This is a genomic window from Agrobacterium sp. BT-220-3, assembly GCF_025910175.1.
Taxonomy (GTDB): Bacteria; Pseudomonadota; Alphaproteobacteria; order Rhizobiales; family Rhizobiaceae; genus Agrobacterium; species Agrobacterium oryzihabitans.
On the sequence record NZ_JAPAIX010000003.1, the window covers coordinates 69,835 to 87,574 of the forward strand.

At 60.5% G+C, this 17,740-nt stretch carries 13 protein-coding genes; 8 read left to right on the plus strand and 5 right to left on the minus strand.

Annotated elements, in window-relative coordinates; all coding sequences use genetic code 11:
* Positions 1-2: 2 nt before the first annotated feature.
* The 3 genes from OK142_RS10750 to OK142_RS10760 all read left to right on the plus strand — a co-directional run bounded on the left by OK142_RS10750 (position 3) and on the right by OK142_RS10760 (position 1,064).
* A complete protein-coding gene (locus tag OK142_RS10750) occupies positions 3-206 on the plus strand; it encodes a DUF4169 family protein (protein WP_003494961.1) in 204 nt (67 codons plus the stop codon).
* A 111-nt stretch (positions 207-317) separates the two neighbouring features.
* Positions 318-527, plus strand: a complete 210-nt coding sequence (locus OK142_RS10755; protein WP_003494959.1) for a ribbon-helix-helix domain-containing protein — start codon at positions 318-320, stop codon at positions 525-527.
* Positions 528-737: 210 nt separating this feature from the next.
* Entirely contained in the window at positions 738-1,064 is a 327-nt protein-coding gene (locus OK142_RS10760) for a hypothetical protein (protein ID WP_498682680.1), read from the plus strand.
* A 245-nt stretch (positions 1,065-1,309) separates the two neighbouring features.
* On the opposite strand, the gene OK142_RS10765 is transcribed toward OK142_RS10760, so the two are convergent.
* The 4 genes from OK142_RS10765 to OK142_RS10780 form a co-directional block, all read right to left on the minus strand.
* The gene (locus tag OK142_RS10765) at positions 1,310-5,011 is read right to left on the minus strand and encodes an AsmA family protein (RefSeq protein WP_498682683.1); all 3,702 of its coding nucleotides are present in this window, start codon (positions 5,009-5,011) and stop codon (positions 1,310-1,312) included.
* A gap of 91 nt (positions 5,012-5,102) precedes the next feature.
* The gene (locus OK142_RS10770) at positions 5,103-6,515 is read right to left on the minus strand and encodes an FAD-binding oxidoreductase (RefSeq protein WP_498682685.1); all 1,413 of its coding nucleotides are present in this window, start codon (positions 6,513-6,515) and stop codon (positions 5,103-5,105) included.
* Between the two features lie 133 nt (positions 6,516-6,648).
* Entirely contained in the window at positions 6,649-9,798 is a 3,150-nt protein-coding gene (locus OK142_RS10775) for an efflux RND transporter permease subunit (RefSeq protein ID WP_080835120.1), read from the minus strand.
* Positions 9,795-10,946, minus strand: a complete 1,152-nt coding sequence (locus OK142_RS10780) for an efflux RND transporter periplasmic adaptor subunit (RefSeq protein ID WP_498682687.1) — start codon at positions 10,944-10,946, stop codon at positions 9,795-9,797. The genes OK142_RS10775 and OK142_RS10780 overlap by 4 nt, the downstream gene beginning before the upstream one ends.
* Positions 10,947-11,186: 240 nt before the next feature.
* Between OK142_RS10780 and OK142_RS10785 the strand changes: the two genes are divergently transcribed.
* The 5 genes from OK142_RS10785 (at position 11,187) to OK142_RS10805 (ending at position 16,268) form a co-directional block, all read left to right on the plus strand.
* Positions 11,187-11,597, plus strand: a complete 411-nt coding sequence (locus OK142_RS10785) for a carboxymuconolactone decarboxylase family protein (protein WP_080835126.1) — start codon at positions 11,187-11,189, stop codon at positions 11,595-11,597.
* Positions 11,598-11,698: 101 nt separating this feature from the next.
* A complete protein-coding gene (locus OK142_RS10790; protein ID WP_498682690.1) occupies positions 11,699-14,173 on the plus strand; it encodes an ATP-dependent helicase in 2,475 nt (824 codons plus the stop codon).
* Between the two features lie 103 nt (positions 14,174-14,276).
* The gene (locus OK142_RS10795; RefSeq protein ID WP_498682692.1) at positions 14,277-15,089 is read left to right on the plus strand and encodes a glycosyltransferase family 25 protein; all 813 of its coding nucleotides are present in this window, start codon (positions 14,277-14,279) and stop codon (positions 15,087-15,089) included.
* Between the two features lie 274 nt (positions 15,090-15,363).
* Positions 15,364-15,846 (plus strand): DMT family transporter, encoded by a 483-nt coding sequence (locus OK142_RS10800; protein ID WP_498682694.1) that lies wholly within the window; start codon positions 15,364-15,366, stop codon positions 15,844-15,846.
* A complete protein-coding gene (locus OK142_RS10805; protein ID WP_082182626.1) occupies positions 15,843-16,268 on the plus strand; it encodes a DMT family transporter in 426 nt (141 codons plus the stop codon). The genes OK142_RS10800 and OK142_RS10805 overlap by 4 nt, the downstream gene beginning before the upstream one ends.
* A 27-nt stretch (positions 16,269-16,295) precedes the next feature.
* On the opposite strand, the gene OK142_RS10810 is transcribed toward OK142_RS10805, so the two are convergent.
* Positions 16,296-17,561, minus strand: a complete 1,266-nt coding sequence (locus OK142_RS10810) for a DUF2778 domain-containing protein (protein ID WP_498682697.1) — start codon at positions 17,559-17,561, stop codon at positions 16,296-16,298.
* Between the last annotated feature and the right edge of the window lie 179 nt (positions 17,562-17,740).

Below are 17,740 nucleotides of genomic sequence, written 5' to 3' on the forward strand. Positions count from 1 at the left end.
GCATGGCCGCCGATATCGTCAATCTGCGTCAGTTTCGAAAGCAGAAAGCCCGCAGCGAAAAAGAAAAACAGGCGGAGCAAAACCGCCTGTCCTTCGGCCGGACAAAGGCGGAAAAAAATCTGACATCGGCCCTTAACGAAAAAGCCGAAAAGGCGCTCGATCAGGGGCGGCTCGAAAAAGACGACGACAGGACTGACAGGGACTGATCATCCGGCCTTGAAGGCCAGGAAAAATCCTCCCGGGAAATCATCACACAATAGCGAAACAGAGGCTTACCGGCGAAATATGATTGAGATTTCCAGCCGGAGAGCAATCTGATGATCCGCAAGCATTCCGCGACATTGCACGGCCACCGCACCAGCATTTCGCTCGAGGATGCCTTCTGGGACGAGCTGAAAATCATCGCCGAAAAGCGCAAGATCAGCTTCGCCGCCCTGCTTGCCGAAATAGACGACAACCGGCCAGCCGACAGCAATCTGTCCTCATCCTTGCGGGTCTATGTGCTGAACTGGCTCAAGACCCGCTAACATTTTCGGTAGCGTGAGCGATTGAAACCCGAGCCCGGTTTCCGCGCCGGTTGACCACTAATATTCCCGCCGAAAACTCATAACGCAGTGAAAGCATTCATTAAACATTAGCTGATTAATCTGCGCTCCAAGGCATCCCCGTATTGCGTAGCCTTGCTTTCAATTTCTGTTTCAGACCTTTCCAACCACAGTTCCGCCACGAGGCGCCCCATGGTTTCCGCCGTTTCGGGAACGAGCATCGCTGTTTCCGTCCTCTCCTCCTCAACCTCGTCTTCAACCGTTTCCGAATTAAAAGCGCAGATTGCCGAAAAGCAGTCGGAGCTTTCCCAGGTCACCGAAGCGAAAGCCCAGGAAGAGCTGAAGAGCGCAATCGCATCTATGAAGGCTGAGCTCGAAGCGCTCGAAAACAGCGCCGACAGATCGGCCTCCCCGGGCGAAAGCGCGGACAAGCCCATCCTGTCAGGCGAAAGCAGCAGGATCGGCACCAAAAATTTCGACGCCGATACGCCTTTCGGCGAGCGCGAAAGCTGGATTTGACGGGCTATCGGATAATTTTGGCAAAGCAGTTGAAGCGTCAGGTATCCGGACCGCTCCAAAATTCATCCTGAGACAAAGTCTCTAACCTCTCCCCAAACGCCTTGTCATCCTCGGGCTTGATCCGAGGATCCATGGTCGCGCCCGATTGTGGATCCTCGGGTCAAGCCCGAGGATGACGAGGCGTTTGGGGAAGGGTTTCATAACTTCTGCAACCGGCAGAACGATTGCTGCCCATCGCGAAAAACTTACGGATTAGCCGGCGCGTTTTCCGGCGAAAGTTCCCTGATGGCGTTCTCCGTCGGCGGCACAATCAAAACAGGTGCGGACTGTCGCTCGGGAGCGGGCTGTTGCTGTTGTTGCTGCAACCGCTCCTGCTGTTCCTTTTCCTGCCGAAGCCTCTCCTCGGCCGCGGCCTTCAGCCGCGCCTCCTCTTCCGCCTTGGCCCTGGCTTCCGCCTCCACCCGCTCCTTCTCCGCCTGACGTTCGGCCGCCTCGAAACGGTAGAGAGCCACCTCGCGGCGCAGGCGCTGTTTTTCAAGAACGCTTGCCTGCATGGCTTCGACGCGGCGGCGTTCCTTTTCGAAAGCCCGAAGCGACAGATAGTTGCTGAGTGCCGAAACATCGGTCGTCAAAGCCGGTGCGGCAAGCGGGCCGTTGTAGTTGAGGCGTACCGACGGTTCGGCCCCGGCGACCGTCTCCGTGCCGGGATTGAAGAGAAGATCAAGGTCGCCATTCACGGTCGAAGCGGCAATATCGACCGTCGCATCCGCGGTCAGCGTCACCGGATCGATCCCGGCGCGCAAATTCTGGAAGTGAAGCGCGCCGCCATTCAGCGAGAAAGGCAAGGCCACATCGCCGAGCGCAACTTCACCCTGCCAGAGGCTCTGGTCGACCAGCGGCCGTACCTTGGGCGCGTCGATCGGTTGCTGCAGACCATCCGCCCCTTGCAGGATCGGCGGAAAGGCGCCGGGATTGAGACCCTTGAGAACCAGTCCATTGGCACGGATTTCACCCGAGCCGCCTGCCGATTTCAGGATCTCGGCAACACTTTTGCCAGTCGATTCAGCGGTCAGGTCAATCGCCACCCGGCCGGTCGCGACCGGGCCATTGGCGTTCGCCCATAATATCGGCTCCGGATTGGCGTCGGCCACCGCGATCTTGGTGCGAAAGATGCCCGCCCCCTGCCCCGTGGACATGGCGAGCCGCCCGCTCAGCTTGCCGCCCATGAAGGTGCCGGCAACGTCGTCAAGCGCCAGACTGCCCTCATCATGCGTGACCTTGGCCGAAAGGCCGGTGATCGTGCCGAAGGGACCGGCCTCGAAACTCTCCGCCTTCAGCGATAGCGAAGCCTTGAGCTGCGGGAAAGCCGGCATGGCAAGAGGCTTGGCATCGAGCGCGCCGGTTTCCGGATCGATCACCGGTCCGTAAATCGCGTCTCCCAACCAGGCGAGATCGGCAGTTCTGACGGCAAGGTCGCCGGTAACGGGATAGGGCGCGGCACGTTCAACCGTCAGATTGCCCGAGAACGGGTTGCCGCCAGCCTGCCCACCGATCCCGGAAAGAGCAATCTTCTGTCCATCCACCGCCACTTTGCCATTGGCCTTCAACGCCATGCCGCCGCCAAGCTGCGGCAGGCCCACGGCGTTCATGATGAGATATGGCTCGATATCGGCGCTTTCGAGCGCCACATCCGCACTGCCCTCACCGAAATTGGCGGCCGCAACGGCAAAGGAGCCGTTCATCGAAAAATGCGTGCGCTCCGTCGAGAAGCGAATATCGGTCTGGGCGGGCGAACCGAGCGTGCCGTTGAGCTTGATGGAAAGAAGCCCCTCCCCATCCGCATCGAACGGCAATGGATCAAGCCCGGCCTGCCCGAACAGGATGGCCGTCGACTGGTTTTTCAGGACCGCTTCAAGAGACATCGCGGTGTCGTCGGTGATCGACAGGAAATCCGGCATCTTGGCGACGGCCGACAGGCGGCTGCCATTGACGGTGCCGGAAACCGCGACATTGGCACCGCCATTTTCGCTGTTGACCGAAACATCCATGGCAAGGTCGGAATTGGCGTACCAGGGCGCACTCGCCGCCAGACGGCTGAGGAATGGATGATCTGGTAATTTCTGCTGCAGCATGGTGAAGAACGGCTGCATGTCCGTCGCATGCAGGTTCACCGTGCCCTTGCCCGCATATTTCAGCAGCGAGCCCTGCAACTGCCCCTTCGCCTTGACTTCGGCACCGGCAATGTCGCCGGCCGTCATCTTCTCAAGCGAAAGAACGCCGCCCGCCATGGTGAAAGCGGTTTCGACATGATTTGCGGTTACGCCGGCCATATTGAACCGGTCGGCCTTGAACTTGGCATCGATACGATGGTCGAGAACCGAACTGCCGACCTGGTCGCCAAGCGCCAGGCTGCCGAGCGCCTTCAGGGCATCGAGGTCGATCTCGTTGCCAGCAAGATCGATCGAAAGATTGGAGGTCTTGCCGTCCGAGCGCCGTTCCAGCTGCCCCTTCAGCGAAGCGTCGCCAATCGCAAGCTCGAGATTGTCGAAACGCTGGTTGAGCGTCGTCAGAGAGACATCGGCTGAAAAACCGGCGGCATTGAGCTGGCGGATCGCCGGATCGACGGAACCGGAAAGCCAGTTCGCCAGACCCGAAGGCTGGTTGGAGGCGAGGAGAAGATTGCCGTTGAAAGCGGGGCCGCCGAGCAGCGTCAGCGATCCCTTGGCCTCCAGCTGCGTCCTGCCGGGCAGCGTCGCCACGGCGTTCACCACCTGCCAGCCGCTACCGTCGGGGCGCACATCCAGCCGGATGTCGCGAATGGTCGTGTCGTCGGAAACGAGCGCCGGAAGGCTGATGCTGGCCTTACCCGGAACCGGCGGCACCGGAATGCGGGCCACCATGGCCGCAAAGGCCTCGATGCGCTGGCGCACCGAGGCGGTGGGCTGGCGCGAGGTCTTGCCCGTCTGCACGACAGGTGGCGCGAAGCGGGCGACATCGATCTGCTGGCCGTCGGCCGTCAGCAGGAATTCCGGCTTGGCGCCGGTATCGAGCGTCGCTTCGCCGGTCACGACATAGGGATTTTCGCTGCCGCCGAGTTCCATGCGGTAGCTCGGGATACGCACGCTCTCATTGGTGAGTTCAAAACTGCCGCGGGTGCGCGGCGAGGAAAACAGCGATTGTCCGGCCTGCTGCTTCTGCTTTTCGTCTTCACGGAAACTGAAGGAGAAAGAACCGCTATAGGCCGGTTTTCCCGCTGTTGCGGCAATCACGCCATCGAGATCAACCTCGACCGGATGTTCGTCGGGCACCAGCCGCACCCTGAGCCCCATGCGGCCGGCGGCATAATCCGGCTCGCTGCTGGAAAGCGAAAAGGAGCCCGGATGTCCGTCAACGGCAGCGCGTCCCTCGGCCTTCCACGGCCCGGCCAGCGAATTGGCGGACATGTCGGCATTGAGACCGGTCACGACACGGTTGCGGCCGGATTGCTCGTCGATGAATTCGATCTGCCCGCCTTCGATCTGTACGCTTTCCAGAACCACGGTGCGCGCGGGAATTTCCGCCCGGCTGCCGCGCATCCAGTCCAGCGTGCCATCCTTCAGCAGCCTTATCTTGGCTTTCGGTTCCTCGATGCGCATATCGAAGATGCGCGCTTCGCCGGAGAGGAAAGGTGCAAGCTCGGCATCCATGGAAAAACGGGCGACCTGAATGAGCGGCGATCCATCCGCATCCGTTCCGGCGCGCACATCATGCAATGTCACCGAAGGGAAAGGCAGGATACGGGCTTCGACGCGGCCATGCACCACCACCTTCTTGCCGAGGATACGGCTTGCCTGGTCCTCGAAATCGCGGCGGAAATCCGTCCAGTCGACGAAATAGGGAATAAGCAGCGCCGAAAACAGCACCACGGCCAGCAGTCCGCCCAGAAAAACCAGAATACGCCCGAGCACTGACCTGCATCTCCCTTCGCGAACGCTGCAAACCTATTCTTTTCTGCCTTAACGGCAAGCAGCCTTTTGTACCAATCAAATATGAGAATGATCAGACAAGACGGAACAACTTGCCCGGATTGAAGATGTTATCGGGATCGAGCGACGTTTTGATGGCACGCATCATATCGAGCGCATTTCCCGCCTCTTCGGCCAGAAAACTCATCTTGCCCTGGCCGATGCCATGTTCACCGGTGCAGGTGCCGTCCATGGCTATGGCGCGGCGGTTGAGGCGGGCAACGAAGGCTTCGGTTTTCGCAACGCTTTCAGCGTCCTTGCCGTCGAAGAGGATGAGGACGTGGAAGTTTCCATCGCCCGCATGGCCGACGATCGGCGCCAGAAAGCCGTTTTCCTCGATGTCCTGCTGCGTTTCCACCACGCAATCCGCCAACCGCGAAATCGGCACGCAGACATCGGTGGAAAGCCCGTCGAGATGGGGCGCAAGCGCGCGGGAAGCCCAGTAGGCGTCATGCCGCGCCTTCCAGAGCTTGCTGCGCTCAGCCGCGTCGCTGGTCCAGCGGAAATCGACGCCGCCGCATTCGGCCGCGATCTCGGCGAACTGCTGCGATTGCAGCGCCGCTGTTTCCTCGGTGCCGTGGAACTCCACGAAGAGCGTCGGTTTCTCCGCGTAGTTCAGGCCGGAATAGGCGTTGCAGGCCCGCACCTGCACTTCGTCCAGCAATTCGATACGGGCGACCGGAACCCCCATCTGGATCGTCATGATGACGGCATCGCAGGCCGCCTTGACGCTGTCGAAGGTGCAGACCCCCCCGGCGATTTTTTCAGGAATACCCTGCAAGCGCAGCGTCACGGAAGTGATGACGCCCAGCGTCCCCTCGGCACCGACGAAAAGCCGCGTCAGATCGTAACCCGCAGATGATTTGCGGGCGCGGCGGGCGGTGCGGATTTCCTCGCCATTGGCGACGACGGCGGTAACGGCCAGCACATTGTCCTTCATCGTGCCGTAGCGCACGGCATTCGTGCCTGAAGCCCGCGTCGAGGCCATGCCGCCAATGGAGGCGTTGGCACCGGGATCGATGGGGAAGAACAGGCCGGTATCGCGCAGATAGACATTGAGGTCCTCACGCGTCACACCCGGCTCCACCGTCACGTCAAGATCTTCGGCATTCACCTCAATGATGCGATTCATCCGGCTGAAATCGATGCAGATTCCGCCGTTCGGGGCATTCACCTGCCCTTCCAGCGAAGACCCCGTTCCGAAAGGAATGACCGGCACCTTATGTTGCGCGCAGACCTTCACCACCGCCTTCACATCATCGGCGCTCTCTGCAAAAACGACGCCGTCAGGCGCCTGTAGGGTCAGATAGGTGGTGGTGTGACCGTGCTGTTCGCGAAACGCCTGTCCGGTCTGGAGCCTGTCGCCGAGCTGCTGCTTCAGCACCGCGAGTGCCGACGCGATGCCCTCTTCGTTCCGCTTTCCCGCCACCACATCTTTCAGCGCCATCGTCCGTCTCCACCGCAACATCTGCCCGTAACGGATTCGATCCGTTACGAAATTCCGTCAGGTGGTATGGGATAAGGTTAATGCTTTGTCCAGCATCGCGATTGCGCCAAACACTGTTTGGCGGCAACCGTTTTTATTCCGCCGCCAGCAGCGGCTTGTCCTCTTCCAGCGCCTTGCGGCGGGCGGCAAGCTCAAGCTCGCGGTGAAGGCGGATTTCCTCATCCGCCTGCGGTTTGGCGAAGCGGGCGATCAGCAGGTAGGAGACCGGCGTGATGTAAAGCGTTACCAGCGTCGCAAAACCGAGACCACCGACAATGACCCAGCCGAGCGCGATGCGCGCTTCCGCGCCGGCACCCTGCGCCAGCACCAGCGGCACACCGCCGAGAATGGTGGCGATCATCGTCATCATGACGGGGCGCAGACGGATGCTTGTGGCCTTCTCGATGGCTTCGCGCACGGTGGCGCCCTGATCGCGCAGGTGATTGGCGAATTCGACGATCAGGATGCCGTTCTTGGCCATGACGCCGACAAGCAGCACAAGACCGATCTGACTATAGACGTTGAGGCTGGACCCAGTGACCAGCAGCGCGATGACTGCGCAGGCAAGGCCGAGCGGCACCGTGGTCATGATGATGACCGAACTCAGCACGCTTTCGAATTGCGCGGCCAGCACGAGGAAGATGATGGCGATGGCAAAACCGAAGGTCAGCAACATGCCGCTCGAATTTTCCTCCAGCGTCGCCGCTTCACCGAGCGGCAGCAGGCGTGCGCCGGCCGGCATGACGGATTGCGAAAGCTCATTCACCTTTTGCAGCGCCTCACCCAGCGAAACGCCATCCTTGAGGTTGGCGGTAAAGCCGACGGAGGGAAGCTGCTGCTCGCGGTTGAGCTGCGGCGCAACCGCATTTTCCTTCAGCGTGGCGATGACCGACATCGGCACGATCTTGCCGTCACCCGTTTTCAGGAAGACGTTTTCGAGATCGGTCGGATCGTTGATCGGCCGGGTGGAGGACAGGAGACGCACCGGGATCGCATCGCCATCCACGAAGACGTCGACAATCGAGCGCCCTTCCAGCAGCGACTGCATGGCGCGCGACAGGCCGGTGATATCGATGCCGAGATCCGACGCACGCTCGCGGTCTATGGAGACGGAAATCTGCGCCTGATTGGGCTCATTGTCGAAACGCGGCGTATCGAACAGGCCGCTTTCCTCCATGGAAAGCAGCAATTTCTGCGTCGCCTCGGTCAGCGCCGCATAATTGCTACCAACCATCGCCATCTGCAGGCCATTGCCGGCACCGCGAATTCTGAGGCTGTTCGGCTGCATCGCATTGCCGCGCAGCGCCGGCACTCTGTTGGCAGCGGAGGTGACATCGGCGGCGATCTGGTTCTGCGTGCGCTCACGGTCGGCCCAGGGCGCCAGCGTCAACACCATGAAACCAGTATTGGACGAGCCGTTCATGCCGGTGATCGAATAGATATTGCGGATCTCACCACTATCGCGCAGCGGCTGCAGATTTTCCTCGATCCGCTGCAGCTGGTCGCGGGTATATTCAAGGCTGACGCCCTGTGGTGCGGTAACCCGCATCATGACCGAGGCGCGATCCTCGCGCGGCGTCAGCTCGTTCTGGATCATGCCGAAGGCGATCCATGACAGGCCGGAAAAGATCAGCGCCACGACGATGACGATCAGCGGATTGTTGAGGCAGGCGGAAAGCGTCGTTTTGTATGTGGAGGCAAAGACATTGCCGAACCAGGCAAGCGGTCCCGTCGGCTCTTTCAATCCCTCCTTCAGCATGCGCGAAGCGAGCATCGGGCAAAGCGTCAACGCCACGATGGAGGACAAACCCACCGCGAAAGCCAGAACGAAACCGAATTCGCGGAACAGACCACCAAGCTGACCCGGCAGGAAAGAGAGTGGAATGAACACGGCGGCAAGCGTCGCCGTCGTCGCGATGACCGCGAAAAAGACTTCCTGCGTGCCGAGAACGGCAGCGGCGCGCGGCCCCATGCCTTCCGCCCGGCGGCGCACGATATTTTCCAGCACCACGATGGCGTCATCGACCACGAGACCGGTTGCCAGCACGATGGCAAGCAGCGTCAGGATATTCACCGAGAAGCCGACCATGTAGATCGCGACAATGGTACCGATCAGCGCAACCGGCATGGTAATCGCCGGAATAAGGGTGGCGCGCCAGTCGCGGAGGAAGAGATAAAGCACAACGACCACGATCAGCGCAGAAAGACCAAGCGCCAGTTCAACCTCGTGCAATGCGCCTTCGATGAAGACGGCGTCATCGCTGGTGATGACGATGCGCGTGCCTTCCGGCAAGTTGGCTGACATGGCATCGACAGCTGCCTTCACGCCGGTGGAAATGTTGAGCGTGTTCGATTGCGCCTGCCGGATGACGCCGAGACCGACGCCCTGCACGCCATTGGAACGCAGCGAGGTGGATTCGTCGTCCGCCCCCAGCATCACGGTCGCAACGTCCCGCAGGCGGATATTGTCCTTGATGAGAAGGTTGGAAAAATCCTCAGGCTTCGTCAGGCTGGCCGTGGCGCGCACGACGATGTCCTGCGTCGTGCTTTTCAGCGATCCCGCCGGCACATCGAGGGCGGCGCTGGCAAGCGCATTGGAAACGTCGGTCACGGTCAGACCACGGCTGGCGAGCGCCGCCTGATTGAGATCGACCCGGAAAACCTTTTCCTGGTCGCCGTAAAGCTCCACATCGGCAACGCCGTCGACGGCGGCCAGACGGTCGATGATTTCGTCATCCACCAGCTTGGTCAGATCTTCCATGCTGAGCGTGGAGGAGGTGACGGCAAGGCGCATGATGGGCTGGCTGTCGGAATCCGCCTTGATGATCTGCGGTTCGTCGGCATCATCGGGCAACTGGTTGGTGACGCGGCCGATGGCGTCGCGCACGTCGTTGGCGGCAACCGCCAGATCGACATTGTCGCCGAATTCCAGCGTCACGCGGCTGGTGCCGAATTGCGAGTTGGACGAAATGGACTTGACGCCGCTGACACGCGCCACCGCACCTTCGATGGTCTGCGTCACTTCCTGATCGATGGTTTCCGGCGCCGCCCCCTCATAGGTGGTCCTGACGCTGATCGTCGGCCGGTCGACGTCAGGCAGTTCGCGCACTTCAACGCCCACCAGCGCGGCAAGGCCGGCAACGACCAGCAGCGTATTGATAACCGCCGCCAGAATGGGCCGGCGCACGAACAGTGCCGTAAAGGCGAGCTTGGAATCCTTAACCGAGGGCGGCTGCGTCGTCATTGGCTGGCGACCTCCTCGGGCTTCGGCTGGTTGCCAACGCGGACAGCGCCGCCTTCCCTGACACGCTGAAGGCCCTCGATCACGACAGGCTCACCATCCGCCAGTTCCGCCTTGACGAGAACCGCATCGGGATTGCGCTGCACGATCTGCACCCGCACCTTGTTTGATTTATTATCGGTCACACGCCAGACATAGGAGCCTTCCGCATCCCACTGCACGGCCAGCGGATCGACCGAGGCATAGGTTTCCCCGGCAAAACGCATGGTGACACCGAAGGACATGCCGGCCCTTAGCTCGTCTTCCTCATTGCCGAATTTCGCCCGGATACGGATCGTGCGGCTTGCCTCATCGACGCGGTTGTCGACGGCCTCGATCTCGCCCTTGAAAGTCTCACCCGGCCGGGAAATGGACGTGGCCTCCACCGGCATGCCGACCTTGATTGCGGTTGCAAACCGCTCGGGAGCCCAGAAATTGACGAGAATTTCGGACCGGTCGTCGATACTGACGATGGTTGACTGCGTGGTGACATTATCGCCGATATTGGCGGCGACAATACCCGCCACACCCTCTATCGGCGCAACGATGTCGCGGCGCTTGAGATTGAGTTCGGCGGTGCTCAGCGCAAGCTTGGCGGCTTCTTCGGCAATCTGCGCATCCATCACGTCAAGGCGGGAAACGGATTTCAGGTTCTTATAGGAATTGGATTTTTCAACGGCGCTGCGCAGCACCACCTGTGCCTTGTCGCGCTCGATCACCTGCTCTTCATCATCGAGCCGCGCAAGCACCTGCCCTTTCACGACACGTGCGCCGGAAGAGCTACGGATTTCGGAAAGCGTGCCGGAAGCCTGCGGCATGACAACGACGGACTGGATCGCCTCGCCATTGCCGATCGCATTCAGCCGGTCATTGACGGTGCCTTTTTTGACGGGAGCAGTCACGATCAGGGTCGCATTGTCATTGCGGCGTCCACCGCCGGCGTTTTGACCCGAACCGGGCGTAGCGGCGGCAACCTCAACGGCGCCGGCAGGCATTTTGCCTATCCCGATGCTGGCCAGCACATTGCGGGCTTCGGGCGAATAAAAGCCCCAGAGACAGAGCCCCGCTCCCACCACGGCAACACTGACACCCACCTGTTTCCAGACCCGCATATATTTCTCCGGTTGATCCGCGCAGCACTATATATTCCCGAAAACGACACGTTCCGGGACAGGTGCAGTATTCCCGCTTGGCCAAGGCAAGGCAACGCACAAATCCGTTCCTTACGTAATTGTAATTTGGGCGCAATTGCCGCCAGAAGCAGCCAATCCGCAATCCATCCGTGCATTCCTGTCGTAAATATCCGCCATTGGGCTAATCTGCGCCACCGCGAACCACGATGAGAGGAAGCCATGAGTACCGTGACGAAAACCGAAAACCCGGAAACCGACCCGCGCGTGAAAGCGGTGTTCGATGATATCCGCGCCACCCGCAAATCGGATTTCATCAACAATATGTGGCTCTACCTCGCCTTCGATGCCGATCTGCTTGAAAAGACCTGGAGCGAGGTCAAGGCGGTGATGGCGACACCTTCCGCACTCGATCCCGTGGTGAAGGAAATGCTTTATATCGCCGTTTCCGTCACCAATGGCTGCTCCTATTGCGCCCATTCGCACACGGCAGCGGCCAAAGCCAAAGGCATGACCACCGAACAACATGCCGATTTGCTGCGCGTCATCGCTCTTGCCGCCAAGACCAACCAGCTTGCGGTGGCGCTGCAAGTGCCCGTTGACGCCGCTTTCGACGCCGACAGGCAGGCATGAAGCGAAAAAATGCCTTGGAATGGACGTTTTGACTGACGATACCGGAATAAAAGCAGAACACGGTTCTGGCCTTTATATCCCGAATCACTACATTGGGCCGCATGAGCAACAGTTTTGACGATATGCCGTTCTTCGATGAGGAACCCGTGGCGCCACGCAAGGCGACGAACAATGCCGGTGCGGAAAGCGGCGGCGGGCTTGGCATTGCCGCCCGCGCCATGGCGGCGCGCGATCAGACGCGTGCTGCGCCCGACTATCTTTCCGGTCTCAACCCGGAACAGCGCGAGGCAGTAGAGACGCTGGATGGTCCCGTTCTCGTGCTCGCCGGCGCCGGCACCGGCAAGACCCGCGTTCTGACCACCCGCATCGCCCATATTCTCGCCACCGGCCGCGCCTATCCAAGCCAGATTCTTGCCGTGACCTTCACCAACAAGGCCGCCCGCGAGATGAAGGAACGTATCGGCGTTCTCGTCGGCGGCGCTGTCGAGGGCATGCCCTGGCTCGGCACCTTCCACTCCATCGGCGTCAAGCTCCTGCGCCGCCATGCCGAACTCGTCGGCCTGAAATCGGATTTCACCATTCTCGACACCGATGACGTGGTGCGGCTGATCAAGCAGCTCATTCAGGCCGAAGGTCTGGATGACAAGCGCTGGCCGGCAAAACAGTTTGCCGGCATGATCGACGGATGGAAGAACAAGGGCCTGACGCCGCCGGATATTCCGGAGGGCGACAGCCGCGCCTTCGCCAATGGCAAGGGCCGCGAGCTTTACACCGCCTATCAGAACCGGCTGAAAACGCTGAACGCCTGCGATTTCGGCGATCTTCTGATGCACCCGATCAGCATCTTCCGCCGCCACAGGGATATTCTGACGGAATATCACCAGAAGTTCCGTTACATTCTGGTGGACGAATATCAGGACACCAACACGGCGCAATATATGTGGCTAAGGCTTCTCGCCCAGCGCGCCAAGGGCGAACCGCAGAATGTCTGCTGCGTCGGTGACGACGACCAGTCGATTTATGGCTGGCGCGGCGCGGAAGTGGACAATATCCTCCGCTTCGACAAGGACTTCCCCGGCGCCAAGGTCATCAAGCTCGAGCGCAACTACCGCTCCACCGAGCATATTCTCGGCGCGGCCGGCCATCTGATCGCCCATAATGAGGGCCGTCTCGGCAAGACGCTGTTTACCGAACGCAGCAGCCCGGATGATGAAAAGGTCGTGGTGCATGCCGCCTGGGATTCCGAGGAGGAAGCCCGCGCTGTCGGTGAGGAGATCGAACAGCTCCAGCGCAAGAACCACAAGCTGAACGACATGGCCATTCTCGTTCGCGCCTCCTTCCAGATGCGCGAATTCGAAGACCGTTTCGTCACGCTTGGCCTCAACTATCGCGTCATCGGCGGTCCGCGTTTTTATGAGCGCCTCGAAATCCGCGACGCCATGGCCTACTTTCGCGTCGTCTGCCAACCGGCCGATGACTTGGCTTTTGAGCGCATCGTCAACACGCCCAAGCGTAGCATTGGCGACACAACTAAAAGCGCTTTACATGCATACGCCCGCGCCCGCGATATTCCAATGCTCGCTGCAGCCGCCGACATCATCGAGACCGACGAGCTAAAACCACAGGCGCGCAAGGCGCTGTTCGATGTGGTGCAGAATTTCCGCCGCTGGCAGGGCCTGCTGGAAAACACCGAGCACACCACGCTTGCCGAGCAGATCCTCGACGAAAGCGGCTATACCGCCATGTGGCAGGCCGACAAGACGGCCGAAGCGCCCGGTCGGCTGGAAAACCTGAAGGAACTCATCCGCTCGATGGAAGCCTTCGAAAGCATGCGCGGCTTCCTAGAGCACGTCGCCCTCGTCATGGATGCCGAGCAGAACGAAAATCTCGATGCCGTGTCCATCATGACGCTGCATTCCGCCAAGGGTCTGGAATTCGATACCGTCTTCCTTCCCGGCTGGGAAGAAGGCCTGTTCCCGCACCAGCGGGCGCTGGACGAAGGTGGTCGCTCCGGTCTGGAGGAAGAACGCCGCCTGGCTTATGTCGGCATCACGCGCGCCAAGAAGCTCTGCCATATCTGGTTCGTGTCGAACCGCCGCATTCATGGCCTGTGGCAATCCACCCTGCCCTCCCGTTTCCTCGATGAACTGCCGCCCGCCCATGTGGATGTTGCGGCATCCGACAGCAACTATGGCGGTTATGGCGGACGCGGCGGCTACGGCCAGTCCCGTTTCGACAAAGCCGAACCCTTCGCCAATAATTATTCCACCCCCGGCTGGAAACGCGCGCAGCAGAACCGCTCCGACGCGACCCGCGACAATTGGGGCACGCGCTCCGGCCATGCGGTGGAGCGGATCGGTTATGGCGAAAGCGGCCCGCGCACCCGCACGATCGACGGCGAACTGGTAGCGAAATCCGTCGCCGATACACCGTCGAAATTTGTGGTCGGTGACCGCGTTTTTCACATCAAGTTCGGCAATGGCAACATCTCCGCCATCGAAGGCAACAAGCTGACCATCGATTTTGACCGCGCCGGACAAAAGCGCGTGCTGGATGGATTTGTGGAAAAGGTTTGATTCGACAACTATGAGTGCCCGAAACCAGCTTTTTCCGTAGCCCGCGTCGCGCCGTTGCAATAAAGGAGTTGCAACAGGGTGCAGAAACCGGGCGAGGACTGCTTTGCATATCTTACCGAAAAGCCAGCGCAAGCTTGCCGTTTTCCTGATCAATATGGATAGCGCCACCAAGCGCCTCGAGGACATGAACGCACGCCTCGACGCCATCGGGCTGAAGGCGGAACGCGTTCCGGGCGTCAATGGCCGCGAACTGAATTATCCGATCCCGGAATTCAGCGAAATGTCCTACATGCTCATGCATGGCCGCCGCACCTCGCCGCCGGAAATCGGCTGCTATCTCAGCCATGTGGCCTGCGCCAACCGGTTCATGGACGGCGATGCCGATATCGCGCTCATCCTCGAAGATGATGTCGTCTTCGACAATGATTTTATCAACGCTATCGATGAGGCGGTGCTGAATGGCGGCGACTGGGATCTGCTGCGGCTGACGACGGTCAGCAACGGCCGTAAATTCCCCTTCCGCCCGCTTTCCAATGGCCGCTCGCTCGCGATCGCATTGACGCGCGAAAAGGGTTCGGGCGCCTATCTCGTCAACCGCCGCGCCGGCAAGTGGATATCGAAGCTCATCCCCATGCGGTTGGCCTACGATATCGCGTTCGATCTGGAATATCTCGCGGGCCTGAAGGGCGCCTTCATCTATCCGCTCTGCGCCACGCAGGATGCGGACGGGGAAAGCCAGATCCAGAACAATCTGCGCATATACCGTTTGCCCCGCTGGCGTTATTTCACCGTGCTGCCCTATCGCGCCTATCTGGAAACCAGCCGTTTCCTCCTGCGCGGCCTCCGCTTCGCCATCGCCAGGCTGAGCGTTGCGCTGGAGCGCGGCAAGGGCAAGACCGTTCCCGCCAGCAATTGACAGCCCCGGCTTAAACTTCGCCTGGCGTGAAGCCGACGAGATAGACCGCCGCAATCACGGCTGCGAGAATGAAAATCGAAATGACGAAAATCGTCATCCGGTTCAATGGTTTGCGCGTCGTTTTCTTCATGGTGGAATAATGCGTGGCCGGATCGCTTGTTCCGCAGCACACAGGATAATGTCGCCTTGAGGCAGTGAAAAGGCGCAATTCGATTCCGCTTCAGGCCCATATCGGCTAAAGCTCGTTTCCATCTTCAGCTTTCCCCGGCCCGCCATGACAGAAACGACGCATTCCCGCCTCAACCCGCTGCATCTTGCCGCCGCTTTCGCCAGCGGCTGCCTTCTGACCCTGATGGTGCATTTCAACGGTCAGCTTGCCCACTATGGCAACGCGCTGTTTTCCTCCTGGACGGCGCATGGTACCGGCACGGTGGCGGCGCTGATCTATCTCGCCATCAGGCGCCCGAAGAAAGATGCGAGCGTGGCAGAAAAGCCGAGGGCACCGCTCTGGGCCTATTGCGGGGGTGTCGTCGGCGCTGCCATCGTCATCCTCACCTCCACCGCCGTCAATTCGCCGCTGGCGCTCTCCGGCACCATCGCGCTGGGTCTCGGCGGACAGGTGATCTTCAGCCTGTTGGCCGATCTTTTCGGCCTTTTCGGCCTGCCCAAACGGCGGCCGGATCTACGTGACATGGCAGCAGTGGCGCTGATCCTCTGCGGCAGCGCGCTCATCATTCTGGTCGGGAGAACGGCATGATCGTCTGGATCGCCATGGCTTTCACCGGCGGCGTCTTCGTGGCGCTCAGCCGGCAGATCAACGGCCGCCTCAGCCTGTCCAACTCACCGCTGATTGCTTCCTTCTGGAACCATGCCGTCGGGTTTGCGGTGCTGACAGTCATCGGCCTCATCGTCGGCGGTCTCATTCCGCCAGGTGCGGCAGACGCACCCTGGCTCGCCTTTATCGGCGGCCCGATCGGTGTTGTCTTCATCGCTTCGGGAAGCTGGTTGATCCCCCGCATCGGCGCGGTCAATACGGCACTTCTGGTCATCAGCGGCCAGATGGTGTCAGGCGTCGTCCTTGATCTCTTCAGCGATCATCCACCGGAAATCTGGGCAAGCGCGCTCGGTATTCTGCTGATCCTCGGCGGCATGGTGCTGACGCAGCGGCGCGGCCGCTAGAGCACCGTCCGGGAAGAGAATGTAAAATCAGGAATCGCTGCCGCGTGAGAACATGCCGAGAAGGGTCTTGCCACCGCTTTTTCCGCCGCTGCTGGCGAGTGTCGGACGATTGCCGTTTAGCTTCGGCACTACCACCATGCGCTTCACTTCGCCGCGCTTGAAGGCCGCAAGGAAGCGGGAATAATCCCTGAACACCACGCAGCCATTCGATTCGCCGCGTTTCGCCAGCATGTAAGTATGGGCAAGAAGGCCATCGCGGCCATGCGGATTGACACCGTTTTCCGGCGTCAGCCGAATGGCTTCGACGCCATGGAACCGCGCCTCACGCATTGTCAGCCTGTAGCTGGAAGGCGGCGTCGAGCCGCGCATTCTGACGTGAACATAGTCGGGATTGTCGCGCATCTTGCCGATGCCGGAATGCGCTTCCAGCTTCTCGCCGTTCGGCATGTGAACGACGCCGGAGGAGATATCGTAGATCGCCGTGCCGTTGCCGCGATCCGGCCACGGAACCGCATCCATCTTGCTCGGCTCGCGCATCGGATTATCAGGCTTTGCAAAGGCGAGCATGGCGCCGGTGCTCTGTTTCGGCGGCTGCGGCGCACGCAGGGGAACAGGCGCATCGAAAGCAGGTGCGGAAGCAACGGCGGCCTTGGAGAGAGCGGGACGCGGCGATGGCTCCACGGTCTCGGCAGCCGCCACCTCGGGCCTGAAGCTCGGGAGCGGCACGTCGTCCGGAAGCAGACTGCTCGCCTCTTCCTCGATCTGCGGACGCGCCAGCGCCACTTCAAATGCCGGATGCGAAGCAGCACTCTGATAGGCAACCTCGGTGGTACGCCCAAGCGCGGAATCGACAATTGCCGAAGGCCGGAGCGCAGCAAGCTCCTTGACCGTCGCCTGCCCTTTCGCATTCGCAGCCGCACCGAAACGCTCGCCGAATTCCTTCGCGCCGATCTCGGGCATCATGCCGGCAAGGCGGACAGCCTTCTGCTGGCCATGGCTGTGGTCACTCAGACGGGAAAACTTGCGGACATGAATATCCCGTGCAACAGCCCGGTCTATCGCCGTCTCCGCGGAATCAAGCCTGGCCACCAGCGTCTTTTCAAACTGTCCGACGCCATGTGAAGCAGCCGCCATGCCGTGAAGCGAGGCGAAGGCAGCAAAGGCAAAAAAGCCGGCAAAGGCGCCGCCGCCAAGCAGTGCTGCCATTCGGCCAAGCGAAGAGGATTTGCCTTTCTTGAGGCAGGACGACCGGGCAGGACCGGCGCCATTATAGGCCGCAGCAGAAAACGCCATGATACTCGTTACTCGAACCGTTCACGCACAACCGGACAACGCCGGAGGGATTTTGGGGCATCCGAACAGCGGGCGGACACCACGCCTGTTTCGGAACTGACTGGTTCGAAGCATGACGAATTATGGTAACCAAAGTGTTTACGAGTCCCTGCAAAAATAATTCGTTAAGGTCTGCGCAT